This window comes from Streptomyces sp. NPDC005811 (assembly GCF_040630405.1).
Taxonomy (GTDB): Bacteria; Actinomycetota; Actinomycetes; order Streptomycetales; family Streptomycetaceae; genus Streptomyces.
Genome location: NZ_JBEXXK010000006.1, coordinates 76,559 through 103,422 on the forward strand (window position 1 = coordinate 76,559; position 26,864 = coordinate 103,422).

The 26,864-nt window shown below is 71.2% G+C and carries 26 protein-coding genes; 20 read left to right on the forward strand and 6 right to left on the reverse strand.

All coding sequences use genetic code 11. The features are described 5' to 3' along the window. Nucleotides 1-89: 89 nt before the first annotated feature. Nucleotides 90-488 (reverse strand): VOC family protein, encoded by a 399-nt coding sequence (locus ABZ490_RS08300; protein ID WP_358986146.1) that lies wholly within the window; start codon nucleotides 486-488, stop codon nucleotides 90-92. A gap of 93 nt (nucleotides 489-581) precedes the next feature. Here ABZ490_RS08300 and ABZ490_RS08305 point away from each other — a divergent pair, with 93 nt between their 5' ends. Beyond that, complete coding sequence (locus tag ABZ490_RS08305; protein WP_358986149.1) at nucleotides 582-1,613, forward strand: YafY family protein; 1,032 nt, start codon at nucleotides 582-584, stop codon at nucleotides 1,611-1,613. On the opposite strand, the gene ABZ490_RS08310 is transcribed toward ABZ490_RS08305, so the two are convergent. From ABZ490_RS08310 to ABZ490_RS08320, 3 genes are read right to left on the reverse strand one after another with little or no spacing between them, the layout of a single operon-like run. Next, nucleotides 1,610-1,930, reverse strand: a complete 321-nt coding sequence (locus tag ABZ490_RS08310) for a hypothetical protein (RefSeq protein ID WP_358986152.1) — start codon at nucleotides 1,928-1,930, stop codon at nucleotides 1,610-1,612. The two genes, ABZ490_RS08305 and ABZ490_RS08310, sit on opposite strands and share 4 nt — an antisense overlap. Before the next feature lie 8 nt (nucleotides 1,931-1,938). Then, complete coding sequence (locus tag ABZ490_RS08315; protein ID WP_358986155.1) at nucleotides 1,939-2,844, reverse strand: hypothetical protein; 906 nt, start codon at nucleotides 2,842-2,844, stop codon at nucleotides 1,939-1,941. A gap of 33 nt (nucleotides 2,845-2,877) precedes the next feature. Continuing rightward, on the reverse strand, nucleotides 2,878-3,285 hold the full coding sequence (locus ABZ490_RS08320) for an ATP-binding protein (RefSeq protein ID WP_358986158.1): 408 nt from the start codon (nucleotides 3,283-3,285) through the stop codon (nucleotides 2,878-2,880). A 178-nt stretch (nucleotides 3,286-3,463) separates the two neighbouring features. On the opposite strand from ABZ490_RS08320, the gene ABZ490_RS08325 reads away from it, so the two are divergent. Genes ABZ490_RS08325 through ABZ490_RS08335 form a run of 3 tightly spaced genes read left to right on the forward strand, consistent with a single transcriptional unit; the run spans nucleotide 3,464 to nucleotide 4,952 of the window. Then, nucleotides 3,464-4,315 (forward strand): helix-turn-helix transcriptional regulator, encoded by an 852-nt coding sequence (locus tag ABZ490_RS08325; protein ID WP_358986763.1) that lies wholly within the window; start codon nucleotides 3,464-3,466, stop codon nucleotides 4,313-4,315. Continuing rightward, nucleotides 4,312-4,515, forward strand: a complete 204-nt coding sequence (locus tag ABZ490_RS08330; protein ID WP_358986161.1) for a DUF397 domain-containing protein — start codon at nucleotides 4,312-4,314, stop codon at nucleotides 4,513-4,515. Before ABZ490_RS08325 ends, ABZ490_RS08330 begins: the two co-directional genes overlap by 4 nt. Nucleotides 4,516-4,520: 5 nt before the next feature. Next, nucleotides 4,521-4,952 carry a DUF5959 family protein gene (locus ABZ490_RS08335; RefSeq protein ID WP_358986164.1) on the forward strand — a complete coding sequence of 144 codons (432 nt, stop codon included), beginning with the start codon at nucleotides 4,521-4,523 and terminating at the stop codon, nucleotides 4,950-4,952. Here ABZ490_RS08335 and ABZ490_RS08340 read toward each other — a convergent pair. Beyond that, the gene (locus tag ABZ490_RS08340) at nucleotides 4,915-6,228 is read right to left on the reverse strand and encodes an MFS transporter (protein ID WP_358986167.1); all 1,314 of its coding nucleotides are present in this window, start codon (nucleotides 6,226-6,228) and stop codon (nucleotides 4,915-4,917) included. The genes ABZ490_RS08335 and ABZ490_RS08340 overlap by 38 nt on opposite strands. 84 nt (nucleotides 6,229-6,312) lie before the next feature. Between ABZ490_RS08340 and ABZ490_RS08345 the strand changes: the two genes are divergently transcribed. The 12 genes from ABZ490_RS08345 to ABZ490_RS08400 all read left to right on the forward strand — a co-directional run bounded on the left by ABZ490_RS08345 (nucleotide 6,313) and on the right by ABZ490_RS08400 (nucleotide 21,867). After that, nucleotides 6,313-7,290 carry a LysR family transcriptional regulator gene (locus ABZ490_RS08345; protein ID WP_358986170.1) on the forward strand — a complete coding sequence of 326 codons (978 nt, stop codon included), beginning with the start codon at nucleotides 6,313-6,315 and terminating at the stop codon, nucleotides 7,288-7,290. Nucleotides 7,291-7,609: 319 nt separating this feature from the next. Beyond that, a complete protein-coding gene (locus ABZ490_RS08350; protein WP_358986173.1) occupies nucleotides 7,610-8,257 on the forward strand; it encodes a hypothetical protein in 648 nt (215 codons plus the stop codon). Between the two features lie 231 nt (nucleotides 8,258-8,488). Continuing rightward, nucleotides 8,489-10,654 carry a glycosyltransferase gene (locus ABZ490_RS08355; protein WP_358986176.1) on the forward strand — a complete coding sequence of 722 codons (2,166 nt, stop codon included), beginning with the start codon at nucleotides 8,489-8,491 and terminating at the stop codon, nucleotides 10,652-10,654. After that, nucleotides 10,651-11,850: an acyltransferase family protein gene (locus ABZ490_RS08360; RefSeq protein ID WP_358986179.1), complete on the forward strand. Its 1,200-nt coding sequence runs from the start codon at nucleotides 10,651-10,653 to the stop codon at nucleotides 11,848-11,850. The genes ABZ490_RS08355 and ABZ490_RS08360 overlap by 4 nt, the downstream gene beginning before the upstream one ends. A gap of 120 nt (nucleotides 11,851-11,970) precedes the next feature. After that, nucleotides 11,971-13,377, forward strand: a complete 1,407-nt coding sequence (locus ABZ490_RS08365) for a nitrate/nitrite transporter (RefSeq protein ID WP_358986182.1) — start codon at nucleotides 11,971-11,973, stop codon at nucleotides 13,375-13,377. A gap of 100 nt (nucleotides 13,378-13,477) precedes the next feature. Then, nucleotides 13,478-14,653 (forward strand): uroporphyrinogen-III synthase, encoded by a 1,176-nt coding sequence (locus ABZ490_RS08370; RefSeq protein WP_358986186.1) that lies wholly within the window; start codon nucleotides 13,478-13,480, stop codon nucleotides 14,651-14,653. A gap of 131 nt (nucleotides 14,654-14,784) precedes the next feature. Then, nucleotides 14,785-15,405 carry an ABATE domain-containing protein gene (locus ABZ490_RS08375; protein WP_358986190.1) on the forward strand — a complete coding sequence of 207 codons (621 nt, stop codon included), beginning with the start codon at nucleotides 14,785-14,787 and terminating at the stop codon, nucleotides 15,403-15,405. 337 nt (nucleotides 15,406-15,742) lie between these two features. After that, nucleotides 15,743-16,264: a sigma-70 family RNA polymerase sigma factor gene (locus tag ABZ490_RS08380; protein WP_010039908.1), complete on the forward strand. Its 522-nt coding sequence runs from the start codon at nucleotides 15,743-15,745 to the stop codon at nucleotides 16,262-16,264. A 50-nt stretch (nucleotides 16,265-16,314) separates the two neighbouring features. Next, complete coding sequence (locus ABZ490_RS08385; RefSeq protein WP_358986193.1) at nucleotides 16,315-17,091, forward strand: zf-HC2 domain-containing protein; 777 nt, start codon at nucleotides 16,315-16,317, stop codon at nucleotides 17,089-17,091. 69 nt (nucleotides 17,092-17,160) lie between these two features. After that, nucleotides 17,161-19,545: a UvrD-helicase domain-containing protein gene (locus ABZ490_RS08390; protein WP_358986195.1), complete on the forward strand. Its 2,385-nt coding sequence runs from the start codon at nucleotides 17,161-17,163 to the stop codon at nucleotides 19,543-19,545. A 338-nt stretch (nucleotides 19,546-19,883) separates the two neighbouring features. Next, nucleotides 19,884-21,302, forward strand: a complete 1,419-nt coding sequence (locus ABZ490_RS08395; protein WP_358986198.1) for an NAD-dependent malic enzyme — start codon at nucleotides 19,884-19,886, stop codon at nucleotides 21,300-21,302. Between the two features lie 283 nt (nucleotides 21,303-21,585). After that, the gene (locus tag ABZ490_RS08400; RefSeq protein ID WP_004000874.1) at nucleotides 21,586-21,867 is read left to right on the forward strand and encodes an HU family DNA-binding protein; all 282 of its coding nucleotides are present in this window, start codon (nucleotides 21,586-21,588) and stop codon (nucleotides 21,865-21,867) included. Between the two features lie 164 nt (nucleotides 21,868-22,031). Here ABZ490_RS08400 and murA read toward each other — a convergent pair whose 3' ends face one another. Beyond that, on the reverse strand, nucleotides 22,032-23,378 hold the full coding sequence (murA, locus tag ABZ490_RS08405) for a UDP-N-acetylglucosamine 1-carboxyvinyltransferase (RefSeq protein WP_358986203.1): 1,347 nt from the start codon (nucleotides 23,376-23,378) through the stop codon (nucleotides 22,032-22,034). Between the two features lie 290 nt (nucleotides 23,379-23,668). Here murA and ABZ490_RS08410 point away from each other — a divergent pair, with 290 nt between their 5' ends. The 4 genes from ABZ490_RS08410 to ABZ490_RS08425 all read left to right on the forward strand — a co-directional run bounded on the left by ABZ490_RS08410 (nucleotide 23,669) and on the right by ABZ490_RS08425 (nucleotide 26,669). After that, the gene (locus ABZ490_RS08410) at nucleotides 23,669-24,241 is read left to right on the forward strand and encodes a YqgE/AlgH family protein (protein WP_358986206.1); all 573 of its coding nucleotides are present in this window, start codon (nucleotides 23,669-23,671) and stop codon (nucleotides 24,239-24,241) included. 29 nt (nucleotides 24,242-24,270) lie between these two features. Continuing rightward, nucleotides 24,271-24,558 carry a DUF3039 domain-containing protein gene (locus ABZ490_RS08415; RefSeq protein WP_358986208.1) on the forward strand — a complete coding sequence of 96 codons (288 nt, stop codon included), beginning with the start codon at nucleotides 24,271-24,273 and terminating at the stop codon, nucleotides 24,556-24,558. 196 nt (nucleotides 24,559-24,754) lie between these two features. Continuing rightward, on the forward strand, nucleotides 24,755-25,009 hold the full coding sequence (locus tag ABZ490_RS08420) for a hypothetical protein (RefSeq protein ID WP_358986211.1): 255 nt from the start codon (nucleotides 24,755-24,757) through the stop codon (nucleotides 25,007-25,009). Between the two features lies 1 nt (nucleotide 25,010). Then, on the forward strand, nucleotides 25,011-26,669 hold the full coding sequence (locus ABZ490_RS08425; protein WP_358986214.1) for a beta-N-acetylhexosaminidase: 1,659 nt from the start codon (nucleotides 25,011-25,013) through the stop codon (nucleotides 26,667-26,669). The last annotated feature ends 195 nt before the right edge of the window (nucleotides 26,670-26,864 follow it).

Sequence of the window (26,864 nt, forward strand, 5' to 3'; positions counted from 1 at the left end):
GCTTCGACGGGGGAAGGTAGGGGGCGGCTGTGACGCGCGTCAATGGGGCGGGCGGGAATTGACCGACGGGGGGTGAGTCGGTTCGCGGGTCAGCGTGCGAACTTCTCGATGGCCGCAGGGGTGACGGGGGTGAAGAAGTTGACGAGGTTGCCGTCGGGGTCGCGGAACAGCAGCGACCGGTTGCCCCAGGGCATGGTGGTGGGCTCGGTGACGAAGTCGGTGACGAACCCGGTCAGGTTCCGGTGCACACGGTCCACGTCGTCGACGAGGAACTCGGTGATCACGCTGTGGTTGTCCGCGGGGCGTGCGGAACCCGGGGCGAACAGCGGGACGGTACGGGTGCCGGCGATCGCGAGGGTGGCACCCGGCGTCCTGAGCTCGGCGAAGTCCTCGGTGGCCCACGTGGCCCGCGCCCCGGTGGCCCGCTCGTAGAACGCGACGAGGCGGGCGACGTCGCCGGTGATGATGCGGATAGAGACGAAGTCCATGTGGTTCTCCTTGGTTGTGCTGGAGGCGTGCGTGTCGCAGGCTAGGAGAAATAGGGGACGGAATCGGTCCTGTATGCGCGCTAGGTTGTGCACATGCCTCGCCCCACCGGCCGCGTGCTGACACTCCTGGAACTGCTCCAGTCGGGCGGCACCCGGACCGTGGCCGAACTCGCCGACCGGCTCGGCGTCGAAGGGCGCACCGTGCGGCGGTACGTGGCCCAGCTGATCGACCTGGACGTGCCCGTGGAATCGGTGCGCGGCCGCTACGGCGGGTACCGGCTCGCCCCCGGGTACCGCCTGCCTCCGCTCATGCTCAGCGACGACGAGGCGCTGGCCGTGCTGCTGGGCCTGGTCGCCGGCCGCCGGGCGGGGCTGACGTCGTCGCAGCTCACGGCGAGCGAGACGGCGTCGGCGAAGATCCGGCGGGTGCTGCCCCGGCACATCGCCCGTCGGCTCGACGCCCTCCTGGACTCCCTCGCCTTCACGGATCGGCCCGCCGAGTCGGACACCCCGGACGCCGGGGTCCTGCTCACCCTCGCCGATGCGGTACGCCACCGCCGACCGGTCTCGATCCGCTACACCGACCGCGGCGGACGGCGCAGCGAACGCACACTGCACGCGTACGGGATCGTCGCCCACGGGGGCCGGTGGTACGTCACGGGCGAGGACCCCCACGGCGGCGAGGACCGGACCTTCCGGCTCGATCGCATCGCGGACGCGCGAATCCTGCCCGGCTCCTTCGAAGCGCCCGAGGGTCCCGCTCCTGCGGAGCGCTTGCTGTCGGGGTTCGCCACGGCCGAGTACCGGCATGAGGTGACCTTGCGGATCCAGGGGACGGTCGAACAGATCCGCGCCCACTTTCCTGCGAGCGTCGCGAGTGTGGAGGAACACGAGCCCGAGGCGGACCGGGACCCTGCCACCGAGCGCTGGCTGCGCGTCGAGCTGCGGGTGGAGCGCCTCGACTGGCTGCCTGGGGTACTCGCCTCGCTCGACCGCCCATTCGTCATCGAGCGCCCCGACGAACTGCGCGACCTCGTCACCGCCCTCGCGGACCGCCTCGCGTCCCGCGCCCGGGGCCAGGAAGGTTCATCCGCCCGAGCGCCGGAAGAGCAAGTAGACCGCTAACGGGATGTCGGTGGGGCGGCCGGCCGGCCCAGCGCGCCGTCGACGCAGCCCGCCATCCAGTTCTGGGATGTTTCCAGATCCAGCGCCTCTGCGTGCTCGACGCACTCGCCCCTTGCCGCACCGGTGTTGTCGAAAGAGGTGGGATCCCCGAGATGCCTCGCAGGTCCCCCTTGGCCGAAGCGGTAGCCCTCCTCGTACTGCTCCGCATATCTGCCCTTGCACCCGGACACGAGCAGCAGCGGGAGAACGAGGAGGGCAACGGCGTAACGCTTGGGATGCCTGGTGAAGCTCTGGGATATGTACGGGTCGGGGTCCATCTGTCGCTCTAGCCGGCGGGGGCGGTGTTGAAGAGGTCGTCGGCGGTGGTGGCGTGTACGGCACGCTGGGACCAGGTGGTGAGCTGGTCGAGGTCGGTGCAGGCCTCGACGCGGTCGCGTACCTCGTCGGGGATGTCGATGCCGCGCCAGCGCAGGATGTTCAGGACCATTTCCGCCCGCTCCTGGATCCGCCCTTCTTCCCGCCCCTCTTCTCGGCCTTCTTCCCGGCCTTCCTCGGCCCACGGGTGGCGCCAGAAGTACTGCATCGCCGTCATCATGTCCCTCCACATCTGCCGGGCCTGGGCGTCCCCCAGGCACGAGTCGACGAACTGCGCGAGCACCAGGGCGGTCTCGCGGTCCAGGGTCCGCAGGGCGGCTTCCAGCGATTCCAGTATCGCCGGAGCCTGCCGCCCACGGCCGTGTGTCATGGCCGAGAGCACCGCAAGGGATGGATCCTGTCTGGCCTCCTGCTCGGTCGCGATGAGCGGGACGTTCTCCGGGCCGAGCACGAACGGCCGGACCGTCAGCGACGGCATGCCGTGCACGCCGAGGTGGATGGGCTCGGCCGCCCACCGGGCGGTGGCCCTGCTCTGCGTGACGACGATCAGGACGGGCTCGCCGCGGTACTTCTCGTGAAGGTAGCTGAGGTAGTAGGGCCAGCTGCTGCGTTTGCGCTCGTCCGGCTTGCCCTGCGATTCGACGACGAGGAGATAGGCGCCGTCATCGGTCTCGGCCCGCAACAGCGTGTCCACGCGGCGCTCGACGGGCTCGATCTCGGTGAGGTCGACGTTCATGCCGGCGAAGTCACGCGGCTCGGGGAAGGGGACGTGCAGCACTTGCTGGAGGGCGCGGGTGAGGAGCGCGGGGTCTTTCTGGAAGATGCGGTGCAGAGCCTCGTGCGACGAGCTGACCATCGGCTCTCCTTTCTGTCCGACGTGATCAACGAGCTATGCCGCTGGAAGTTCGCACCAGACCAGCTTGCCGCGCAGCCCCAGCCGGGACAGCGGCTGCCATCCCCACAGATCCGAGCAGGCCCGTACGAGGGCGAACCCGCGCCCGCTCTCGGCGTCGGTCGATTCCGTGAAGTCACCCGGGGGCTCCGGCGGTTCGGGATCCGCGTCCCACGCGCCGAGCTGGAGTACGCCGTCCCGGTGGCGGATGCGGAGGCAGGCGGGACCCTTGGTGTGGAGTACGGCGTTGGACACCAGCTCGGAGGCCAGGAGTTCGGCGGTCTCGGTGAGGTGGGCGAGACCGTGGAGGGTGAGGATCAGGCGGAGGGTGCGGCGGGAAACCGTAACCGATCTGGGGTCGGTGGGGATGTACAGGGAGTACTCCCAGGAGTCGTTCTCAGACATGGGTCAGCTCCGAGCGGTTGAGTGGCAGGGTGCGGTGGCAGTGCCGCAGGCGTCGTGGCAGGACGAAGCGGTGCGCTTCCGCTGGGTGAATGTCTCATCACTGAAGGTAGGGCCATATTTTGGGACCATGCAAGCCGCTGCCGTAATCTGCTACCCGAACGAGTTCAAGGAGGACGTCGTGGCCCGCAGGACGCAGGTGACTGCACGTCAGGCTCGCCTGGGTGCTGAACTGCGGAAACTACGCGAGGCGGCAGGACTCAAGGGGCGCGAGGCTGCCGCGTTGCTCGGCACGGACTCGGCGCAGATGAGTCAGATCGAGTTCGGTACGGCGGGAGTCAGTGAGGCGCGCGTACGACAGCTGGCCGCCCACTACTCCTGCACGGACGCTGAGTTGATCGGCGCACTCGTGGACATGGCGACCGATCGCACTCGGGGCTGGTGGGAGGAGTACCGAGGGCTGCTGCCCTCGTCGTTCCTGGACCTCGCCGAGTTGGAACACCACGGCGCATACCGGCTCGACGTCGAGTTTCTGCACGTACCGGGGCTGTTCCAGACCGAGGACTACGCTCGCGCCGTCTTCTCGTACCGAGTTCCCGAACTGCCGTATGCCGACCTGGAGTTGCGAGTCCGGCATCGGACGGCACGCAAGGCGATCATCAGGGGGCCGTCGCCCGTTCCGTACACAGCGGTGATCCACGAAGCCGCGCTGCGCATCCGAGCCTGCGACCGCGCAGCCATGAGGGCTCAACTCATCCGCATCCTCGAGTTCGCGGCGGAGGGGCACATCACCGTACGGGTCATCCCCTTCGACCTGGACAGGTTCGCCGGCGCCACGAACGCGATGATGTACGTGGGTGGGGTCGTGCCGAAGCTGGACACGGCCCTGCGTGACGGCCCCCAAGGAGCGGGCTTCATCGACTCCGAGGCACAACTCGGCGCCTTTCGAACGCTTTTCCGTAAGGTGGAGTCCGTATCGCTCGAACCCGACCCATCGCGGGACTTCATCCACAGGTTGGCGAAGGAACTGTGACCACTATCGACAACTGGCAGAAGTCGTCCTTCTCCGGCAGCGGCGACGGCAACAACTGCCTCGAACTCGCCGCCACCCCCACCACCCTCCACCTCCGCGAATCCGACACCCCCCACACCGTCCTCACCCCCACACCGACCGCCCTCGCCTACCTCCTGGCAGGCATACGCGCCAAGCCCCTTCGCCCCCGAAGGCGCTGACGCACATGGCCGGCTCCGTGCCCAGAGACCTCATCGTTCTCGCCGACGACGAGGGCAACAGCGTCACTGTCACCGTTCAGGGGCGGCACCCCCGATGGGCGGTGGGGCTCGAGGCCGAGATCGTCGTCGACACGCCTTTCGTGGCGGGCCGAATCCCCTTGGTGCTCTCGGTCTCGAAGCTGAAAGGCTGGGGCGACGCGTTGCACAGGCTGGACGCCGGTGAGGATGCCGCCTGGATGGAGTGGGACAGAGGGCCGTCCATCTGGGTCCGGCTCAGCGGCGAACACGACTGTCCGGAGGTCGTGGTGGAGGACGAGTCGAGATCGATGGTCACCGTGCACGTGCCGCTCCTCCCGCCGGACGGCTGGATCGCCGATCATCGGCGGCGCCTGCACGAGGTCACCGCGCACTGGGTTCCGATGCTGTCCGTCGAGTGAGGCGCCCGCGCCGACCTGCGGCGAGGGCGATGAGCAGGGCCGTCGTCGCCGCCCCGAGGGGGATCGTGTACGCGGTCGCCGGGGACGTGTGGTCCGTGAGCCAGCCGGCTGTCGCGCTGCCGCAGGCGATGCCGCCGAGCAGGCCCGTCACCGCGAGGGTCATGCCCTCGTTGAGGCGGGCCACGGGGGTGCGTTCCTGGATCAGGGCCATGGTGGTGACCATCGTCGGGGCGGTCGCCGTACCCGAGACGAGCAGGGCCGCGGCCAGTAGGGGGAGCGAGTCGAGCACGGTTGCCGCGAGGAGGGGGAGGGTGAGGAGGGTGGCCATCGTGGCGACGCACCAGGGGTGTCGTCGGGCGGCGGGGCCGGACGGTCGTATCGCCCCGTAGGCGAGACCGGCCGCGCAGGAGCCGGCCGCCTGGAGGGCGAGGACGATCCCCGCCGCCGTACGGTGGCCGTGCTCGTCGGCGAACGCGATCGTCGCCACCTCCGTCGCCCCGAACACCGCGCCGAGCAGGAGGCAGACGCCCAGCAGCGGTGGCAGGCCGGGGGTGCGCAAAGGCGATCCGGGTGCGGGGCGGGGGTGCGGGGGTGGTTCCGTCGCCCGCTGGGCGGCGAACGTCAGGATGCCCGTGACCAGCAGCACCACCCCGGTCAGGGTGCCCGCCTCCGGGAAGAAGGTGCCGCACAGGAAGGCGGCGAGCACCGGGCCCAGCATGAAGCACAGCTCGTCGACGGCCTGTTCGAAGGCGTTCGCGGTGTGCAGGGCGGCCGGGTCGCCGTTCAGGAGGTGGTTCCAGCGGGCGCGGGACATCCCTCCGGTGTTGGGGGTCGTCGCGGTCGCGGCGTACGCGGCGAACAGGGTCCAGTCCGGGGCGCCGTAGTGGACGCAGAGCAGCAGGGCCAGGCTGCCGAGCGCGGCGAAGAGGGTCGCGGGGACCGCCACCCGGGCCTGTCCGTGCCGGTCCACCAGCCGGGCGATCCAGGGCGCGAGGAGCGCGGTGGCCGCGAGGCCGGTCGCGGTGACCGCGCCGGCGAGGGCGTACGAGCCGCGCGTCCCGGCGATCATCACCACCGCGCTCACGCTGAACATGCCCATGGGCAGCCGGGCGAGGAGGTTCCCGGCGGTGAAGGCGCGGGCGCCGGGGAGGGCGAGGAGGCGGCGGTAGGAGCCGTGCTCGCGGGGGTGGCGTTCCGCGGCGCGGCGAGGGGTGAGGTCGGCGATCACGAGGGTGTCGGAAGTGACGGTGAAGAGACGCTGAGGGCTGTCCGGCATGGAGGAAACCGTCTCCCGCCGGTGATCAGGGGGTCCAACACCTGTTCGGTGCCGATTCACGCACTCCCGTTGTAAGTTCGCCGGATGTCCGCACCCGGCCGTTCCCACGTCGACCCCCGTCTGCTGCGCGCCTTCCTCGCCGTCGCCGAGGAACTGCACTTCACCCGTGCCGCCGCCCGGCTGTACGTCGCCCAGCAGGCGCTCAGCCGGGACGTACGGCGGCTGGAGCGCGAGCTCGGGGCCGAGCTGTTCGTCCGGACCACCCGGCAGGTGACGCTGACGGCGGACGGGGAGCGGCTGGTGCCGTTCGCCCGCCGGGTGCTCCAGGCGCAGGACGACCTCGTCGCCGCGTTCGGGCGGGCCCGCCCCCTGCTGGTCGACCTGAACTCGCCGAACCTGGCCACCGGGCGGCGCGTCCTGCACCGGGCCCGGGAACTCGCCCCCGAGCTGGAGCTGATGGCCCGGTACGAGAGCGGGCTGACGGGTGCGGCGGCCGAGATCGTCGCGGGCCGGCTGGACGCGTCGTTCGGGCGGTACGCCGGGCTGGACCCCATGCTGCGGGGGCAGTTGGAGCACCTGCTCGTGCGCTATGAGCCGATGGCGGTGGTGCTGCCCGAGGGGCACCGGCTGGCGGGGCTGGCCGAGGTGCCGCTGGCCGCGCTCGCCGGGGAGACGGTGTACGCCGGGGCCGGCAACCCCCGGACGCCCGAGTGGACCGATCTCGCGGAGCGGCTGTTCGAGGGGCGCGGGATCCGTCTCGCCCCGCCCGCGCCGCTGGCCATCGGGGAGGAGGAGTTCCGGCGTATCACCACAAAGCTGGGCAATCCCGTACTTGCCGTGGTGGGCTTTCAGGCCATGACGGGGACCGTCTCGCGGCCCTTGATCGACCCGGTCCCGCTGTCCCCCGTGTCACTGGTGTGGCGAAAGGGGCTGGTCCATCCCGGGCTCGATGCGCTTCGACGGTCCGCGGCCGAGATCGCCGGAGCGGAAGGCTGGCTCCGGCAGCCCGTCGATGGATGGATTCCAGCCATGGACATGGGCATGACGTCTGCACACAAATGACACATCGCGCACACGGGTCCCACACCTGCGCTAGATTCGTCGACCTGAACGCAGTGGGGTAAATGGGGCGCGGATTCCGGGTGGGGCCCGGTCTCGTCGACGTGCGCTCAAGGTCGTGGGCGCACCCTGAACAGGTTCTTTGGGGGTACGTGCACACATGGAGAAATGGCCGGAAGACGCCCAACCGGAGCCCTCGGGGTGGCCGGAAGTGGCTTTATCGGATAAAGCGGGGCGAAGCCGTCGAGGCTCACCCTCGAACACCCTTTCCGAAAATGAACGGTCGAGCGGGCGCTCCGGTGAGGGCAACGACCCCGACGAGGTGACCGTCCAGCTCGACACCCCGCACGCCGCCGCGGCGGCCCGGCAATCGGCCTCCGACGCACCCGTGTTCGTCGACGAGTCCGGCCGCCGCAGCCGTACCTTCCGCCGCATCGGCATCCTCGCGGGCCTCGCCTGCGGGGCCTACGCCGTCGTCATCGTCGCCACCCTGCTGTCCGGCAACGCGGGCGCGCCCTGGCTGCCCGTGCCGGGGCCGGACGACGATCCGCCGGCCGGCCAGGTCGAGACCACCCGGGCGCCCAGCGCCTCCGCCGGCACGGCCTCCGGCGCCCCCGGTTTCGCGGCACCCCGCAGCCCCGGCGTCTCCGCCTCGGCCGGAGCCCCGTCCCGGGGCGGCGCGAGCGGCGGACCCAGCGCCTCCGGCAGCGCCGCGGCGCCGACCGGCTCCACGGGCGCCCGCCCCTCGGCGAGCGGCAGCCCCCGCGCCAGTACGGCATCCAGCGCCACGCCCTCCGACCCGGGCCCCGGCAACCCCGTCGGCGGCGGCTCGACCAGCCCCCAGCCCACGGAGTCCACCCCGGACACCAGCCCCCCGCCCGACTCCTCCCCGACCCCGGCGGACGGCACCGACACGGTCGCCGACGGCGCCCCCCGTCGGGCACCCGTGGCGGCGTCCCCGGGGGCCTGAGCCAGGGTCCGCCCGGCCCTGGCCCGCGGCACCCGTCCCGTGCCGGGGGCTGTGGGGCCGTACCGAGAGGGCCGAGGCGTCCGCCCCCGGCGCCCAGGAGTGTGACCGGCCGCGCGCCGACCCGTTGGTTTCCCGCGCCCGGTTCCCCCGGTCCGCCCTCTTTCCCTCCCCTCTCCCGTCTCTGTTCTCTGTCTCCCGTCGTCCCTTCCCGTCCCCGGAGTACGACCACTCATGCCTGCACGCACCCACCACCGGCCCCCCCGGCGGCTGTTGCCGCCGCTGCGGCTGCGCCGACTGCTTCCGCTCGCCCTCCTGCTGGCGACGATGGCCATGCTCATGCTGCGCGGCTATGTGCACAGCGAGATCCTCGCCGACCACCGGATCCGCTCCGAGGCCCCCGCCGACCGGGTGCCGCGGCAGATCCTCGACGGCGGGCCGGTCGTGGACACCCGGGGCGGCCGGACCGCGAGCCTGGACGTGCCGGACCACCGGATCGTCCTCACCTTCGACGACGGCCCCGACCCGAAGTGGACGCCGAAGGTCCTCGACGTCCTGAAGAAGCACCGCGCGCACGCCGTCTTCTTCATCACCGGCACCATGGCCTCCCGCTACCCCGACCTGGTGAAGCGGATGGTGGACGAGGGTCACGAGATCGGGCTGCACACCTTCAACCACCCCGACCTCTCCTACCAGTCGAAGAAGCGCATCGACTGGGAGCTCACCCAGAACCAGCTCGCCCTGGAGGGCGCGGCCGGAATCCGCACCTCGCTGTTCCGGCCGCCGTACTCCTCCTCCGCCGACGCCCTCGACAACGCGTCCTGGCCGGTCACCCGCTACATCGGCAGCCGCGGCTACCTCACCGTCCTCACCACCGCCGACAGTGAGGACTGGCGCAGGCCCGGCGTCCGGCAGATCATCCGCAACGCCACCCCGAAGGGCGGCCGGGGCGCGATCGTCCTGATGCACGACTCCGGCGGCGACCGCCACCAGACGGTGCGGGCCCTGGACACCTACCTCCCCGACCTCCGGAAGAAGGGGTACGCCTTCCAGAACCTCACCGAGGCCCTGGACGCACCCAGCGCGCACACCCCCGTCACCGGCGCGGACCTGTGGAAGGGCAGGGCCTGGGTGTTCCTGGTGACAGCGGCCGACGACCTCACCGGCGTCCTCGTCGTCGGTCTCGCCGCCATCGGCCTCCTCGTCCTCGCCCGCTTCGGCCTGATGCTGCTGCTGTCCGCGGTCCACACCCGCCGCACCCGCCGCCGGGGCTTCACCTGGGGCCCGGACGCGCCCGTCACGGAACCGGTGTCGGTGCTCGTGCCCGCGTACAACGAGGCCAAGTGCATCGAGAACACCGTCCGTTCACTGAGGGCGAGCGAGCACCCGATCGAGGTCGTCGTCATCGACGACGGCTCCACCGACGGCACCGCCCGGATCGTCGAGGACCTCGCCCTGCCCGGCGTGCGGGTCGTGCGGCAGCTCAACGCGGGCAAGCCCGCCGCCCTCAACCGCGGGGTCGCCAACGCCCGCCACGACCTGATCGTGATGATGGACGGCGACACCGTCTTCGAGCCGGCCACCGTCCGTGAACTCGTGCAGCCGTTCGCCGACCCGGCCGTCGGTGCCGTCGCCGGCAACGCCAAGGTCGGCAACAAGGACACCCTCATCGGCGCCTGGCAGCACATCGAGTACGTGATGGGCTTCAACCTCGACCGCCGCATGTACGACGTCCTGCGCTGCATGCCCACCATCCCGGGAGCCGTGGGCGCCTTCCGCCGCTCCGCCCTCAACCGGGTCGGCGGCATGAGCGACGACACCCTCGCCGAGGACACCGACATCACCATGGCCCTGCACCGCGACGGCTGGAAGGTCGTCTACGCCGAGAAGGCCCGGGCCTGGACCGAGGCCCCGGAATCGGTGCAGCAGCTGTGGTCGCAGCGCTACCGCTGGTGCTACGGCACCATGCAGGCGATCTGGAAGCACCGGCGCGCCGTCGTCGAGAAGGGGCCCTCCGGCCGCTTCGGACGCGTCGGGCTGCCGCTCGTCTCCCTCTTCATGGTCGTCGCCCCGCTCCTCGCCCCCCTCATCGACCTGTTCCTCGTCTACGGGCTGCTCTTCGGCCCGACGGCCCGGACCGTCGCCGCCTGGTTCGGGGTCCTCGCCGTCCAGGCGGGCTGCGCGGCGTACGCGTTCGTCCTCGACCGCGAGAAGCTCACCCCGCTGATCTCCCTGCCGCTCCAGCAGATCCTCTACCGCCAGCTCATGTACGTCGTCCTGCTCCAGTCCTGGATCACCGCCCTCACCGGCGGCCGGCTCCGCTGGCAGAAACTCCGGAGGAAGGGCCAGGTGGCGGCGCCGCCCGCCGGGACCGCCGTGAGGGAGGGGAGCGCGGCATGACCGCCACACAGCCCGCCGACATCGCCGCCCCGGCCCCCGCGCCCAAGGGCGGCGGGCGCGACCGCTACTTCGATCTGCTCCGCGCCGTCGCCCTCTTCCGGGTCGTCCTCTACCACCTGATGGGCTGGGCCTGGCTGCCCGTCGTCTTCCCCTCCATGGGCGTGATGTTCGCCCTCGCCGGCACCCTCATGGCCCGCTCCCTCGGCGGCCGGCCCGCCCTGGAGGTCGTCCGGGGCCGGATGCGCCGGCTGCTGCCCCCGCTGTGGCTGCTCGGCGCGGTCGGGGTGAGCGGGATGCTGCTCGCCGGGTGGGGACCGGACGACGAGGGGCATCCCGGCTGGTGGTGGGTCCACCTCACCTTCTGGATCCTCCCGCTCAGCGACCCGCCGTACGGCGCGGACCTCCCCGGGATCCACACGCTGATCGCCGACGGCTGGGCCGTCGACCTCGCCGTACCCCTGTGGTACCTCCGCGCCTACCTCTGGTTCGTCCTGCTCTCCCCGCTGCTGCTGCGCGCCCTGCGGGCCGCGCCCTGGCCGACGGTCCTCGCGCCGCTCGCCCTGTCCGCCGCCCTGGAGTTCCATGTCGTGTCGGTGACGAGCTGGCGGCTGGAGTCCAACCTCAGCGACGTCGGCGCCTTCGGCGCGTGCTGGCTGCTCGGCATGGCCCACCAGGAGGGCGTACTGCGCCGCCTGCCCCGCTATGTCGTGCCGTCGCTCGCGCCCGGGGTGGCCGGAATCGGCCTCTGGTACGCGCTCGGGCACGGCTTCGAGGCGGGCCACGACCTGGACGACATGCCCTTCGCCCAGTCCCTGTGGTCCTTCGCCACGGTCCTGCTGCTCCTGCACCTCAGCCCGTCCTGGACCGACTGGCCCCGCCCGCTGCGCCGCTGGGACCGGCTGGTCACGCTCCTCAACTCGCGCGCTGTCACCATCTATCTGTGGCACAACGTGTGCATCGACGTCGTCGAGGGGCTGTGGGACCGGCTGTGGGGCGTCCCCGGCCTGGAGCAGCACGCGTCCTGGCTGCTGGTGAGCCCCTGGCCGCAGCTCCCGGCCGTCTGGCTGCTCACCGCGCTGTGCGTGGTCTGCTTCGGCTGGGCCGAGGACCTCGCGGCCCGGCGCAGGCCCCGGCTGTGGCCCGACGGTGCGCGCACCTGTGCCCACAACCTCTCACCCGCCCGTCGCCGGAGGTGAGAGCAACGTTCCCTTCCGGTCACCGACAGCCACCGGACCGGAAACGCGCCCTCCCTACCTTCGGGACTCATCACCGCTCATCCCCCCGAACCGCCCGAGTCCGGAGCACGTGGAGGCGTCATGACAGCCCCGAGCACAGACACCGCACCCCCGTCCCCCACCGTGTCCCCCACGAAGAAGGGGAGCCGCTGGATCGAGGAGTGGGACCCGGAGAACGAGACCTTCTGGAACGACAAGGGTGAGAAGACCGCCCGCCGGAACCTCGTCTTCTCGGTCCTCTCCGAGCACATCGGCTTCTCGATCTGGACGATGTGGTCCGTGCTGGTGCTCTTCATGGGCCCGGAGTACGGCCTCACCCCGGCCGACAAGTTCCTGCTGACGTCGATGGTGACGCTGGTCGGCGCGGTCGTCCGGGTGCCGTACACCTTCGCCGTCGCGATCTTCGGCGGCCGGAACTGGACGATCATCTCCGCCGCGCTGCTGCTGATCCCCACCGTCGCCGCGTTCTCGGTGATGGAGCCGGGGACCTCCTTCTCCACCTTCCTGCTGGTCGGCCTGCTCGCGGGCATCGGCGGCGGTAACTTCGCCTCCTCCATGACCAACATCAACGCCTTCTTCCCGCTGCGGAAGAAGGGCTGGGCGCTCGGTCTGAACGCGGGCGGCGGCAACATCGGCGTGCCGGTCCTCCAGCTCGTCGGCCTCGCCGTGATCGGCGCGAGCGGCGGCCCGCGCGTGCTCCTCGGGATCTACATCCCGCTGATCCTGATCGCCGCGACCCTCGCCGCGCTGTACATGGACAACCTGGCCTCCGTGAAGAACGACACCGGCGCCGCGATCGACTCCGCCAAGGACGCCCACACCTGGATCATGTCCTTCCTGTACGTCGGCACGTTCGGCTCGTTCATCGGCTACAGCTTCGCCTTCGGCCAGGTCCTCACCAACCAGTTCGGCCGTACGCCCCTCCAGGCGGCCTACCTCACCTTCATCGGCCCGCTGCTCGGCTCCCTGATCCGTCCGCTGGGCGGCTGGCTCGCCGACAAGTACGGCGGCGCCCGCATCACCCTCTACAACTACGTCGGCATGGCCGCCGCGACCGCCGTCCTGGTCTTCGCCAGCATGCAGAAGTCGCTGCCGCTGTTCGTCTCCGTCTTCGTGGTGCTGTTCGTGCTCAGCGGCCTCGGCAACGGGTCGACGTACAAGATGATCCCCGGCATCTTCCAGGCGAAGGCCGTCGCCAAGGGGCTGGAGGGCGAGGAGGCCGCCGCGTACGGCCGCCGGCTCTCCGGGGCCTCCATGGGGCTCATCGGCGCGGTCGGCGCGCTCGGCGGTGTCGGCATCAACCTGGCCTTCCGCCAGTCCTTCCTCTCCTACGGCTCCGGCACCGGCGCGTTCGTCGCCTTCCTCGCCTTCTACGCGGCCTGCTTCGTGGTCACGTGGGCCGTATACCTTCGCCGCCCGGCGGGGAGGATCACTGCCGCAAGCTCCTCCTCGGAGGCGAAGCCGCAGCTCAGCTATGCCGAGGTGTGACGTAACACCGGCGACATGAAGCCGAACCGAGCCTGTCACGCACCGTTGACAGGCTCGTCGGCATGTAGGTGCAGGGCGACTCGAGTGCGGGACGAGAGTGATGTACGTGGAACAGCAGCGACCGGACGCCGCGACCCCGGGATCCGTGGAACACGGCCCCCTGGCGGGTTTCACCGTGGGCGTGACGGCCGCGCGCCGGGCCGAGGAGCTCGGCGCGCTGCTCCAGCGGCGCGGGGCGTCGGTGCTGCACGCGCCAGCCCTGCGGATCGTGCCGCTCGCCGACGACGGTGAACTCCTCGCCGCCACCAAGGACCTCATCGACCAGGCCCCCGACGTGGTCGTGGCGACCACCGCGATCGGTTTCCGGGGCTGGGTCGAGGCCGCCGAGGGCTGGGGGCTCGGTGAGCCGCTGCTCGGCCGACTCGGCCAGGTCGAACTCCTCGCCCGCGGCCCCAAGGTGAAGGGCGCGATCCGCGCCGCCGGGCTCACCGAGGACTGGTCGCCGTCGTCGGAGTCCATGGCCGAGGTGCTCGACCGGCTCCTGGAGGAGGGCGTCGAGGGCCGCCGGGTCGCCGTCCAGCTCCACGGGGAGCCGCTGCCCGGGTTCGTGGAGGCGCTGCGGGCCGGGGGCGCCGAGGTGGTGGGCGTACCGGTGTACCGGTGGATGCCGCCCGAGGACATCGCGCCGCTCGACCGGCTCCTGGACGCGGCCGTCTCGCGCGGCCTGGACGCGATCACCTTCACCAGCGCGCCGGCCGCCGTGTCCCTGTTCTCCCGCGCCGAGGAGCGCGGTCTGCTGTCCGAACTGCTCGCCGCGCTCCATCACGACGTGCTGCCGGCCTGCGTCGGACCGGTCACCGCGCTGCCGCTCCAGGCGCGCGGCCTGGACACCGTGCAGCCGGAACGCTTCCGGCTCGGCCCGCTGGTGCAGCTGCTCTGCCAGGAACTTCCGGCCCGCGCCCGGGCGTTGCCGGTCGCCGGGCACCGGATGGAGATCCGCGGGCACGCGGTCCTGGTCGACGGCTGTCTGCGGCCCGTGCCGCCGGCCGGGATGTCCCTGCTGAGGGCGCTGTCACGGCGGCCCGGCTGGGTCGTTCCGCGCGCCGACCTGCTGCGCGCGCTGCCCGGCGCCGGCCGGGACGAGCACGCCGTGGAGACGGCGATGGCCCGGCTGCGCACGGCCCTCGGCACCCCCAAGCTGATCCAGACGGTGGTCAAGCGCGGCTACCGGCTGGCCCTGGACCCCGCCGCCGACGCGAAGTACGCGGACGTGTGAGCCACGACTGAACCGGCCGGACCGGTGGTACGGGGGGTTCCGGCCGGGGCGGGGCGCAGGGCACTGTGAGGGGAACGCTTTCCCGTTCCTCTCTCTCGTTCCCGTTCTTCTGTCGGTGCAGGCGGTGGCGCATGACACTGGGCACGGCCACGGACCCCTACGAGCTGCGGTTCGACGCCGGACGCAGTTGCCTCGACCTCCTCGCGACCAGCCATCCCCGGGAACAGCTCGACGGAGTCGGCCCGTTGTGCGCGTGGATCCGCGGCGCCGGACTCGTCCCGCCGGGCACCCCGCTCGCCCACGCCGACCCTTCCTGGCCGCCGGCCTTCCGTGAACTGCGCTCCGGTGTCGACCGGTTGGTGCGGGACTGGCTGGCGCGCACGCACCCCGGCCCCTACGAGGTCGACCTCGGGCGTCTCAACGACGCCGCGCGGGTCGCGCCGCCCGCCCCCCGCGCCGTACGCGACGAGGACGGCACCCTCGTACGGGAGTTGGACGGACCGCCGGAGTGTGCCGCGCTGCTGGCCGCCGTGGCGCGGGACGCCGTCGAACTGCTCACGGATCCCGTGGCCCGGGCGGCGCTGCGGCAGTGCGCGGGGGACAGCTGCCCGATCGTCTACCTCGACACCTCCCGTGGCCGGCGCAGGCGTTGGTGTTCGAGCGAGGTCTGCGGCAACCGGGAGCGCGTCGCACGGCATCGTCGGCGCGCCGCCTTGGCACGTGACCAACTGCCCGGTATACGCCTTCTCTGATGAGCTGACAGCAATTGCACAGCGTCTCGTGTCACCCTGGCCGGAAAATTGTCGAAGTGATTTCGACAACATCATGTTTGCCCACGCCTGGGTAAGGGCAGCCCGCCTGATTCCGCCCGTGTGGCGAAAATGTGAAGAAGAAGCGGTGGGAATGTGCCGCCATGTCCCCCTCGTCATGACACCCCGAAGAAAACTGTCGCCCCGGTTTGAACACCGCGAACACCCCTTCCGTACCTGTCACCGAGCGACCGACTGGGGGATCCCCCGGACACCGGAGGTGGGCGTGCGCAAGGATGCGGCCGTGGCCAATGAACATGGATCGAGGGCCCGACATCGCATGTCCCAGCCCTCGGAACCCGACGAGGAGCTGATGCGTGCTCTGTATCGGGAGCACGCCGGACCCCTGCTTGCGTATGTCCTTCGCCTGGTTGCCGGAGACCGCCAGCGTGCCGAGGACGTGGTGCAGGAAACACTCATCCGTGCCTGGAAGAACGCCGGCCAGCTCAATCGAGCGACCGGATCGGTACGCCCCTGGCTGGTGACGGTCGCTCGCCGCATCGTCATCGACGGCCACCGCAGCCGGCAGGCCCGGCCGCAGGAGGTCGACCCGTCGCCGCTGGAGGTCATCCCCGCGGAGGACGAGATCGACAAGGCGCTGTGGCTGATGACGCTGTCCGACGCGCTCGACGACCTGACCCCGGCCCACCGGGAGGTGCTCGTCGAGACGTACTTCAAGGGGCGTACCGTCAATGAGGCGGCCGAGACGCTGGGCATACCCAGCGGCACCGTCCGCTCCCGGGTGTTCTACGCCCTGCGGTCGATGAAGCTGGCTCTGGAGGAGCGGGGGGTGACGGCGTGATGAGCATGTACGGGGGATTCGGATCAGGTGGTACGGGTATGTCTGGCCCCATGCAGGGATCAGTGGGATCTCCGAGCCCGAGCGAACACGAGACCGTGGGCGCCTACGCCCTGGGCATCCTCGACGACGCCGAGGCGACCGCCTTCGAAACACACCTCGCCGGGTGCGAGTGGTGCGCCCAGCAGCTCGACGAGCTCGCCGGGATGGAACCGATGCTCGCCGCGCTCGCGGACCTGCCCGGCTCCGGCACCCCGGCCATCGGCGACTCCCTGTCCGCCCGGCCCAGCCCGCGCCTCGTGGAGAAGCTGGTCGACGAGGTGTCCGAACGGCGCGCCCAGAAGCGCCGCCGCTCCTTCTACCTCGTGGCGGCCGCCGCGGCGCTGATCATCGGCGGCCCGGTCGGCGTCATGGCCGCGACCGGCGGCAACGACGGCGGCAAGGCACCGGTGGCCAGCAGCACCGCCAACCCCGCCAAGTCGACCTTCGAGACGCTCTCCGACAAGGTCTCCGCGACCGACTCCTCCTCCAAGGTGACGGCCACCGTCGCCATGGGCGAGAAGGCCTGGGGCACCGAGGTCGGCGTCGAACTGAAGAACGTCTCGGGCCCCGAGAAGTGCTCGCTCATCGCCGTCGGCAAGGACGGCAAGCGCGAGACCGTCTCCTCCTGGTCCGTCCCGGAGTGGGGCTACGGCCTCCCGGGCGCCAAGACCGAGCAGGCCAAGAACCCGCTCTACGTCGTCGGCGGCGCGGCCTTCAAGCCGAACGAGATCGACCACTTCGAGGTCATGACCTTCGACGGCGAGAAGCTCGTCCAGGTCGACGCGTAGCCTTCGTAGCTTTACCGGGTTCCCTTCGCGTACGGTTGACGGCTGCCCAGCACGTCAGAAGGGGGCCCGGTGGCCGCACAGGCTCAGCAGGAAACCGCGGTCGGCGCCGCATCGGACACGGTCCGGAAGCGCGAGATCGGCGTCGAACAGGAACACCTCGACCGGGTGTACCGGCGCCTCGAGGAGAAGATCCACGAGGCGGAGTTCCTCATGAACGACGCGGCGAAGCGCGGCCAGGTGGGAACACCCGGCGCCCTCGCCGAACGCGACGCCCAGGTCTTCCGGGCCGGCGTCCACCTCAACCGGCTCAACAACGAGTTCGAGGACTTCCTCTTCGGCCGGATCGACCTCCTCCTCGGCAAGGACGGCAAGAAGGGCCCCGACGGCGCCTACACGGCCGTGGAACCCGCCGAGGGCGCCGTGCGGCAGGACAACACCGCCGACATCGCCGAGACCCTCCACATCGGCCGCATCGGAGTCCTGGACTCCGAGTACGCGCCCCTGGTCATCGACTGGCGGGCCCCCGCCGCGGCCCCCTTCTACCGCTCCACCCCGGTCGACCCCGGCCGGGTCGTGCGCCGCCGGGTCATCCGCTCCAAGGGACGCCGGGTCCTCGGTGTCGAGGACGACCTGATGCGCCCCGAGCTGACGGCCTTCCTCGACGGCGGCGCACTGCCCGTCATCGGCGACGGCGCCCTGATGGCCGCGCTCGGCCAGGCCCGCGGCCACACCATGCGCGACATCGTCGCCTCCATCCAGGCCGAGCAGGACCTGGTCATCCGCGCCCCCGCCGCCTCCGTGACCTACGTCGAGGGCGGCCCCGGCACCGGCAAGACCGCCGTCGCCCTGCACCGCGCCGCCTACCTCCTCTACCAGGACCGCCGCAGATACGCCGGCGGCATCCTCATCGTCTCGCCCACCCCGCTGCTGGTGGCCTACACCGAGGGCGTCCTGCCCTCCCTCGGCGAGGAGGGCCAGGTCGCGATCCGCGCCATCGGCTCCCTCGTCGACGGCGCCGAGGCCACCCTGTACGACGCCCCCTCCGTGGCTCGCGCCAAGGGCTCCTCCCGCATGCTCCGGGTGCTGCGCAAGGCGGCCCGCGGGGCCCTGGAGCTGGGATCGGGCGGAACCCGGACGCACGGCGGCACCGAGGACGACCGCGACGGACAGCTCGCCTTCGGCGACGCCCCCACCGGCACCGCGGCCGGCACCCCCACCCGGCTCCGCGTAGTCGTCTTCGGGCGCCGGCTGGAGCTGGAGGGCGCCGACCTGGAGCGGATCCGGCAGAGCGCCCTCGGCGGCACCGCCCCCGTCAACCTGCTGCGCCCCCGCGCCCGCAAGCTCCTCCTGGACGCCCTGTGGGAGCGCTCCGGCGCGGCCGGCCGGCACACCGACCCCGAACTGGCCGCCGAACTGCGCTCCTCCTTCGACGAGGACGTCACCACCGAGGACGCGTTCCTCGCGTTCCTCGACGCCTGGTGGCCCGAGCTGACCCCCGCGGCCGTCCTCGCGGCGATGGCCGACGAGCGCCGGCTCGGCCGCTGGGCCCGCCGGATCCTCAACCCCGGCGAGGTCCGCCGGGTCGCCCGCTCGCTGCGCCGGGACGGTCTCACGGTGCACGACATCGCGATGCTCGACGAGCTCCAGGCGATCCTCGGCGCCCCGGCCCGCCCCCGCAAGAAGCGCGAGTACGACCCGCTGGACCAGCTCACCGGCCTGGAGGAGCTGATGCCGGTGCGTGAGGAGTCCCAGCGCGAGCGCGCCGAGCGGCTCGCCGCCGAACGCGTCGAGTACGCCCACGTCATCGTCGACGAGGCCCAGGACCTCACCCCGATGCAGTGGCGCATGGTCGGCCGCCGCGGCCGGCACGCCACCTGGACGGTCGTCGGCGACCCCGCCCAGTCCTCCTGGTCCGACCCCGACGAGGCCGCCGAGGCCCGCGACGAGGCCCTCGGCACCCGGCCGCGGCGCCGCTTCCAGCTCACCGTCAACTACCGCAACCCGGCGGAGATCGCCGAGCTGGCCGCCAAGGTCCTCGCCCTCGCCATGCCCGGCGCCGAGTCCCCCAGGGCGGTCCGCTCCACCGGGATCGTCCCCCGCTTCACCGCCGTGCGGGACACCCTCGCCGCCACCGTCCGCGCCGAGGCCGAACGCCTCCTCGGCCAGGTCGACGGCACCGTCGGCGTCGTCGTCGCCATGCAGCGCCGCGAGGAGGCCCGCCGCTGGCTCGCCGGGCTCGGCGACCGGGTCGTCGCCCTCGGCAGCCTGGAGGCCAAGGGCCTGGAGTACGACGCCACGGTCGTCGTCTCGCCCGCCGAGATCGCCGACGAGTCCCCGGCCGGCCTGCGGGTGCTGTACGTCGCCCTGACCCGGGCCACCCAGCAGCTCACGGTGGTGTCGGGGGAGCGGGACGAACCGGACGTACGGGGGGTGCCCGACCTGCTCAGGGACTGACCCCGCCCGCGTCCGGACGAACGTTTCCTGTGAACCGCCCCGCACGGGAATGGTGTTCGGGGATCCGTTTGTTAGCCTGGGTGTGACACCGGCTCGATCCAAGCCCCCGGGCCCAACCTTCGTCGCTACGAGCGACCACTTGCCGCGAGGCGAGCATGGCGGGTCGGTGTCATGAACGGACGGGGAGGCCCACATCCGATGTGATGTGGGCCTCTTCGCGTGACGCCCCGCACGAACAAAACGACCGTAATTTGAGGCGACTTTCCCGTACTCGTCAGTAGGTGCGACGATCGGACGGCAATCCAGCGACCCACCCAGCAGTGCAGAGGAAGTCGGCCATGGCAACGGCGCCCAGCGTCTCCTACTCGATGACGGTCCGGCTGGAGGTGCCCGCGAGCGGAACCGCGGTCTCCCAGCTCACCGGAGCCGTCGAGTCCCACGGAGGCTCGGTGACCGGCCTCGACGTCACCGCCTCCGGGCACGAGAAGCTCCGCATCGACGTCACCATCGCGGCCACCTCGACCGCGCACGCCGACGAGATCGTCGAGCAGCTGCGCCACATCGAGGGCGTCACGCTCGGCAAGGTCTCCGACCGTACGTTCCTCATGCACCTCGGCGGCAAGATCGAGATGGCGTCCAAGCACCCCATCCGCAACCGTGACGACCTCTCGATGATCTACACCCCGGGTGTGGCCCGGGTCTGCATGGCGATCGCCGAGAACCCCGAGGACGCCCGCCGCCTGACCATCAAGCGCAACTCCGTTGCGGTCGTGACCGACGGCTCCGCGGTGCTGGGCCTCGGCAACATCGGCCCCAAGGCCGCGCTGCCCGTCATGGAGGGCAAGGCGGCCCTGTTCAAGCGGTTCGCCGGCATCGACGCCTGGCCGCTCTGCCTGGACACCCAGGACACCGACGCGATCGTCGAGATCGTCAAGGCCATCGCCCCGGGCTTCGCCGGCATCAACCTCGAGGACATCTCCGCCCCCCGCTGCTTCGAGATCGAGGCCCGGCTGCGCGAGGCCCTCGACATCCCCGTCTTCCACGACGACCAGCACGGCACCGCGATCGTCGTGCTCGCCGCGCTGACGAACGCCCTGCGTGTGGCGGCCAAGAGCATCGAGTCCATCCGCGTCGTGATGTCCGGCGCCGGCGCCGCCGGCACCGCCATCCTCAAGCTGCTGCTCGCGGCCGGGGTGAAGAACGCGGTCGTCGCCGACATCCACGGCGTGGTGCACGCGGGCCGCGAGGACCTGGTCGACGCCGCCCCCGACTCGGCGCTGCGCTGGATCGCCGACAACACCAACCCCGAGGGCCTCACCGGCACCCTCAAGGAGGCCGTGCGCGGCGCCGACGTCTTCATCGGCGTCTCCGCCCCGAACGTCCTCGACGGCGACGACGTGGCCGCCATGGCCGAAGGGGCGATCGTGTTCGCGCTCGCGAACCCCGACCCCGAGGTCGACCCGGCGGTCGCCCGCCAGACGGCCGCCGTGGTGGCCACCGGCCGCTCCGACTTCCCGAACCAGATCAACAACGTGCTGGTCTTCCCGGGTGTCTTCCGCGGTCTGCTGGACGCCCAGTCCCGCACCGTCAACACCGAGATGATGCTCGCGGCCGCGAAGGCCCTCGCGGACGTCGTCAGCGACGACGAGCTGAACGCGAACTACATCATCCCGAGCGTCTTCAACGACAAGGTCGCGGGCGCGGTCGCGGGCGCCGTCCGGGACGCCGCGAAGGCGGCCGGCGCGTCGGCCTCGTAATCCTGCGGGGGCGGGGACTGTGAGGATCACCACGGTCCCCGCCTCCGGCGCGTCGCGGGACCCCTGTCGGGGGGCTGTGTCTATCGTGGCCAGAGCCACAGGCGCGCTTCGGGTGACTCCCAAGGGTGTTCTCCCGACTCCTGCGGGTGCCGGATTGGCTTTCCCGCCGCAGGTAGGGGCAGGATGCGTCCCTGGGCGCGAGCACATCGCACTTCGCTGTGCCCGCTATGCGGCTCCGCCGCGTGGCACGCCGCAACGGCAAGAAGAACACGGGAGTAAGAACATGAACCGCAGTGAGCTGGTGGCCGCGCTGGCCGACCGCGCCGAGGTGACCCGCAAGGACGCCGACGCCGTGCTGGCCGCGTTCGCCGAGGTCGTCGGCGACATCGTCTCCAAGGGCGACGAGAAGGTCACCATCCCCGGCTTCCTGACCTTCGAGCGCACCCACCGTGCCGCTCGCACCGCGCGCAACCCGCAGACCGGCGACCCGATCCAGATCCCGGCCGGCTACAGCGTGAAGGTCTCCGCGGGCTCGAAGCTCAAGGAAGCGGCCAAGGGCAAGTGACGCTCCGCTGAGAGCGCCGTAGGTGACTGCGGGCCGGCCGCGGCTGGTCGCGCAGTTCCCCGCGCCCCTTCGGGGGCGCGTCGTCCGGCGTGAGCGCGGACAACGACAAACGGGGCGGCCCCCCTCCAGGGGCCGCCCCATCGTCGTACCGGAAACCGAACGGGTCAGCCGAGCGCCTTGCCCGGCAGCTCGACCTTCGCGCCGAGCTCCATGAGCTTGTCCATGAAGTTCTCGTAGCCGCGGTTGATCAGGTCGATGCCGTGGACGCGGGAGGTGCCCTGGGCCGCGAGGGCGGCGATCAGGTAGGAGAAGCCGCCGCGCAGGTCGGGGATGACCAGATCGGCGCCCTGGAGCTTGGTGGGGCCGGAGACGACCGCCGAGTGCAGGAAGTTGCGCTGGCCGAAGCGGCAGTCCGAGCCGCCCAGGCACTCGCGGTAGAGCTGGATGTGGGCGCCCATCTGGTTCAGCGCCGAGGTGAAGCCCAGCCGGGACTCGTACACCGTCTCGTGGACGATCGACAGACCCGTGGCCTGGGTCAGCGCGACCACCAGGGGCTGCTGCCAGTCGGTCTGGAAGCCCGGGTGCACGTCCGTCTCCAGCGCGATGGACTTCAGCTGGCCGCCGGGGTGCCAGAAGCGGATGCCCTCGTCGTCGATCTCGAAGGCACCGCCCACCTTCCGGTAGGTGTTCAGGAACGTCATCATCGAGCGCTGCTGGGCGCCCCGGACGTAGATGTTGCCCTCGGTCGCCAGCGCCGCCGAGGCCCAGGACGCGGCCTCCAGACGGTCCGACAGCGCGCGGTGGGTGTAGCCGCCGAGCTTGTCCACACCGGTGATGCGGATCGTGCGGTCGGTGTCGATCGCGATGATCGAGCCCATCTTCTGCAGGACGCAGATCAGGTCCTCGATCTCCGGCTCGACCGCCGCGTTGGACAGCTCGGTGACGCCCTCCGCGAGGACGGCCGTCAGCAGCACCTGCTCGGTCGCGCCGACCGACGGGTACGGCAGCCGGATCTTCGTGCCGCGCAGCCGCCGCGGCGCCTCCAGGTACTGCCCGTCCGCCCGCTTCTCGATCGTCGCGCCGAACTGCCGCAGCACCTCGAAGTGGAAGTCGATGGGCCGGCCGCCGATGTCGCACCCGCCGAGACCGGGGATGAAGGCGTGGCCGAGACGGTGCAGGAGCGGACCGCACAGGAGGATCGGGATACGGCTCGAGCCCGCGTGGGCATCGATGTCGGCGACGTTCGCGCTCTCCACGTAGGTCGGGTCGAGCACCAGCTCGCCCGGCTCCTCACCCGGACGGACCGTCACCCCGTGCAGTTGCAGCAGACCGCGTACGACCCGCACGTCACGGATGTCCGGAACGTTGCGCAGGCGACTCGGCTCACTGCCCAGCAGGGCGGCGACCATGGCCTTCGGTACGAGGTTCTTCGCACCGCGGACACGGATCTCGCCCTCGAGCGGGGTTCCGCCGTGGACAACCAGTACGTCGTCAGAGCCGTTGACGGTCATGTATCTCGCGTTCCATGGGTGGTGGACTGGGGCAGGGGCCGATGGATCGGGGCAAGGGCCAGAGCAGACAGGGTAATCGCCACCGGGGCCCCTCTAGTAAGCCCGAGGAGGACCCAGGAAGGTCATAGCTGTGTCACAACACGAACCGTTCCGCGGCGGGTACGTGCGGTCACCATGAAGGCCCCTTCGTGTTCGTGCGCCCGGACCGCATCCGTGCGCCCGACCTGCCCCTCGCCCAGGTGTCCGCATTGGCTCCCCACTTCACGGGAAGATGCGGGATCATGTCTGGCATGACCGAGGTGTCCTCGCTCACAGGGCGGCTGCTCGTGGCCACGCCCGCCCTGGCGGACCCGAACTTCGACCGTGCGGTGGTGCTCCTTCTCGACCACGACGAGGAGGGCTCCCTCGGTGTCGTCCTCAACCGTCCGACCCCCGTCGGCGTGGGCGACATCCTGGAGGGCTGGGCCGACCTCACCGGGGAACCGGGCGTGGTCTTCCAGGGCGGCCCGGTGTCCCTCGACTCCGCGCTGGGCGTCGCCGTGATCCCCGGCGACTCCTCGGGCGACCGCGGTCCGCTCGGCTGGCGCCGGGTGCACGGCGCGATCGGCCTCGTCGACCTGGAGGCCCCGCCGGAACTCCTCGCCTCGGCCCTCGGCTCCCTGCGGATCTTCGCCGGTTACGCCGGCTGGGGTCCCGGCCAGCTGGAGGACGAACTGGTCGAGGGCGCCTGGTACGTCGTCGAGTCCGAACCCGGCGACGTCTCCTCCCCGTCCCCGGAAAGACTCTGGCGCGAGGTCCTGCGCCGCCAGCGCAGCGAACTCGCGATGGTGGCGACGTACCCGGACGACCCTTCGCTCAACTGATCGCTGTGACCTTCAGTACCCTTGGCGGCATGAGCACACTTGAGCCCGAGCGCGGTACTGGTACGGGGACCCTCGTCGAGCCGACACCGCAGGTGTCGCACGGCGACGGTGACCACGAGCGCTTCGCGCACTATGTCCAGAAGGACAAGATCATGGCGAGCGCCCTCGACGGCACGCCCGTCGTGGCGCTGTGCGGCAAGGTGTGGGTGCCCGGCCGCGACCCGAAGAAGTACCCCGTGTGCCCGATGTGCAAGGAGATCTTCGAGTCGATGGGCATCGGCGGCGACGACAAGGGCGGCAAGGGCGGCGGCAAGTAGCCTCCCGGTCGTTCTGCATCCCTGAGGCCCTCGGGCGCGTTTCGGCGCTCCTCGGGGGCCTTCGGCGTGTCATGGAGTGGTGGAGACCTCTTGCCGTCGTGTTCCTGGAGTCCCTAGCCTGGGCCCTCCACGCGTTGCGTACAGCGAAATCACCATTGCGCATGTTGCAACGCACCCCCTGGTGGAGGCATGCCCCATGAAGCGCCGACGGTGGCAGGAATTCGGCCGTCACTTCCTCGATCACTTCCTCGCCGGCCGGTCGATCGCGTTTCTCGCCGCGACCCCCGCGACCCGATTCCGGTTTCGCTTCCGAACCCCCTTGTCGATCATGTCCGCGGCCTCGACGGGGCTGCCGCACGCGCTTTCCACGGGTGGATTCCTTTCGCCCCGCAACGGCTTCCTCTCCGCCGACTCGACCGCCGTCAGCGGCACTTCGCAGGTAAAGGACTGACGTGACTTCTCCGACGGATCTCATTCCCGCGCCGCGCGCCGTGGAGGGCCCCATGCGCTGCGGTGTCGTGTGCGACGAGAACACCACGCTGTGGGCCGGGCCCGGCACCGGGACCACCGAGCGCTGGCTGCGCTCCACCCTGGGTGCCGCCCTCGGTCTGAGCCTGCCGCCGGGCCCCGAGGACGCCCGCGACTCCGTCCGGCTGCTCGTGGACGACACGCTGGAACCGGAGGCGTACCGGCTGAGCGTCGTCGCGCAGGGGGGCGTCGAGATCCGCGGCGGGGACCCGGCCGGCGTCTTCTGGGGCGCCCAGACCCTGCGTCAGCTCCTCGGCCGGCACGCCTTCCGCCGCGCTCCCGTGCGCCCCGGCATCCGCTACGGAATCCCGCACCAGATCATCGAGGACGCCCCCCGGTTCCGCTGGCGCGGCCTCCTGCTCGACGTCTCCCGGCACTTCCTGCCCAAGGAAGGCGTCCTGCGCTACCTGGACCTGATGGCCGCGCACAAACTGAACGTCTTCCACTTCCATCTGACGGACGACCAGGGCTGGCGGATCGAGATCAAGAGGTATCCCCGGCTGACCGAGGTCGGCTCCTGGCGGGCCCGCACGAAATTCGGCCATCGCGCCTCACCCCTGTGGGACGAGAAGCCGCACGGTGGCTACTACACCCAGGACGACATCCGGGAGATCGTGGCGTACGCCGCCGAACGGCATATCGCCGTCGTCCCCGAAATCGACGTACCGGGCCACTCCCAGGCCGCGATCGCCGCCTATCCGGAACTCGGCAACACCGACGTCGTCGACACCGCCCGCCTCTCCGTCTGGGACACCTGGGGCGTCAACCCGAACGTCCTCGCCCCCACGGACGACACCCTGCGCTTCTACGAAGGGGTGTTCGAGGAAGTCCTGGAGCTGTTCCCCGCGGACGCCGCCCCGGTCTCCGGGTTCTCGGCGTTCGTCCACATCGGCGGCGACGAATGCCCCAAGGACCAGTGGCGTCGGTCGCCCGCCGCGCAGGCCCGGATGAAGGAACTCGGGCTCGCCGACGAGGACGCGCTGCAGTCCTGGTTCGTCCGGCACTTCGACACCTGGCTCGCCGCGCGCGGCCGCCGGCTGATCGGCTGGGACGAGATCCTGGAGGGCGGACTCGCGCCCGGCGCCGCCGTGTCGTCCTGGCGCGGCTACGCGGGCGGCACCGCCGCCGCGCGCGCGGGCCACGACGTCGTCATGTGCCCCGAGCAGCAGGTCTACCTCGACCACCGGCAGGACGGCGGCCCGGACGAGCCGGTGCCCATCGGGTACGTCCGCACCCTGGAGGACGTCTACCGCTTCGAGCCCGTTCCCGAGGAGTTCACCCCCGAGGAGCGGGCGCACGTCCTCGGCACCCAGGCCAACGTGTGGACGGAGGTGATGGAGGACCACGCGCGCGTGGACTACCAGGCGTTCCCCCGGCTCGCCGCGTTCGCCGAGGTCGCCTGGAGCGCCCTGCCCGCCCCCGGGGAACGGGACTTCGCGGACTTCGAGCGGCGGATGGAGGCCCACTACGGCCGGCTCGACGCCCTCGGGGTCGGCTACCGCCCGCCCGGGGGGCCCCGGCCGTGGCAGCGGCGCCCCGGCGTCCTCGGCCGCCCGATCGACGGCCCGCCCCCGCGCCGGTAGCCGCCGTGCGGTGCGCGGCGTCAGGGAAAAACCCCGGCACTGTCACCGAAGAGTGGCAATTCACGCGTACCGGTGATGCCGTACGAAAACGGACCATCTCCCGGGCGAGGTGGGCGAATGCCTCCTAGCGGACCCCCGTCTTCGGGTGTGGCGAACATGTGCCAGAGTTGCCACGTCCGCCCTGTCAGCACGTAC

Excerpts from the sequence above, each read along its gene's own strand:
- ABZ490_RS08300 (WP_358986146.1), bottom strand. The coding sequence starts at position 488 with ATGGACTTCGTCTCTATCCGCATCATCACCGGCGACGTCGCCCGCCTC.
- ABZ490_RS08305 (WP_358986149.1), top strand. The coding sequence starts at position 582 with ATGCCTCGCCCCACCGGCCGCGTGCTGACACTCCTGGAACTGCTCCAG.
- ABZ490_RS08310 (WP_358986152.1), bottom strand. The coding sequence starts at position 1,930 with ATGGACCCCGACCCGTACATATCCCAGAGCTTCACCAGGCATCCCAAG.
- ABZ490_RS08315 (WP_358986155.1), bottom strand. The coding sequence starts at position 2,844 with ATGGTCAGCTCGTCGCACGAGGCTCTGCACCGCATCTTCCAGAAAGAC.
- ABZ490_RS08320 (WP_358986158.1), bottom strand. The coding sequence starts at position 3,285 with ATGTCTGAGAACGACTCCTGGGAGTACTCCCTGTACATCCCCACCGAC.
- ABZ490_RS08335 (WP_358986164.1), top strand. The coding sequence starts at position 4,521 with ATGGCCGGCTCCGTGCCCAGAGACCTCATCGTTCTCGCCGACGACGAG.
- ABZ490_RS08340 (WP_358986167.1), bottom strand. The coding sequence starts at position 6,228 with ATGCCGGACAGCCCTCAGCGTCTCTTCACCGTCACTTCCGACACCCTC.
- ABZ490_RS08345 (WP_358986170.1), top strand. The coding sequence starts at position 6,313 with ATGTCCGCACCCGGCCGTTCCCACGTCGACCCCCGTCTGCTGCGCGCC.
- ABZ490_RS08355 (WP_358986176.1), top strand. The coding sequence starts at position 8,489 with ATGCCTGCACGCACCCACCACCGGCCCCCCCGGCGGCTGTTGCCGCCG.
- ABZ490_RS08360 (WP_358986179.1), top strand. The coding sequence starts at position 10,651 with ATGACCGCCACACAGCCCGCCGACATCGCCGCCCCGGCCCCCGCGCCC.
- ABZ490_RS08365 (WP_358986182.1), top strand. The coding sequence starts at position 11,971 with ATGACAGCCCCGAGCACAGACACCGCACCCCCGTCCCCCACCGTGTCC.
- ABZ490_RS08370 (WP_358986186.1), top strand. The coding sequence starts at position 13,478 with ATGTACGTGGAACAGCAGCGACCGGACGCCGCGACCCCGGGATCCGTG.
- ABZ490_RS08375 (WP_358986190.1), top strand. The coding sequence starts at position 14,785 with ATGACACTGGGCACGGCCACGGACCCCTACGAGCTGCGGTTCGACGCC.
- ABZ490_RS08380 (WP_010039908.1), top strand. The coding sequence starts at position 15,743 with ATGTCCCAGCCCTCGGAACCCGACGAGGAGCTGATGCGTGCTCTGTAT.
- ABZ490_RS08385 (WP_358986193.1), top strand. The coding sequence starts at position 16,315 with ATGCAGGGATCAGTGGGATCTCCGAGCCCGAGCGAACACGAGACCGTG.
- ABZ490_RS08395 (WP_358986198.1), top strand. The coding sequence starts at position 19,884 with ATGGCAACGGCGCCCAGCGTCTCCTACTCGATGACGGTCCGGCTGGAG.
- ABZ490_RS08400 (WP_004000874.1), top strand. The coding sequence starts at position 21,586 with ATGAACCGCAGTGAGCTGGTGGCCGCGCTGGCCGACCGCGCCGAGGTG.
- murA (WP_358986203.1), bottom strand. The coding sequence starts at position 23,378 with ATGACCGTCAACGGCTCTGACGACGTACTGGTTGTCCACGGCGGAACC.
- ABZ490_RS08410 (WP_358986206.1), top strand. The coding sequence starts at position 23,669 with ATGACCGAGGTGTCCTCGCTCACAGGGCGGCTGCTCGTGGCCACGCCC.
- ABZ490_RS08415 (WP_358986208.1), top strand. The coding sequence starts at position 24,271 with ATGAGCACACTTGAGCCCGAGCGCGGTACTGGTACGGGGACCCTCGTC.
- ABZ490_RS08420 (WP_358986211.1), top strand. The coding sequence starts at position 24,755 with ATGAAGCGCCGACGGTGGCAGGAATTCGGCCGTCACTTCCTCGATCAC.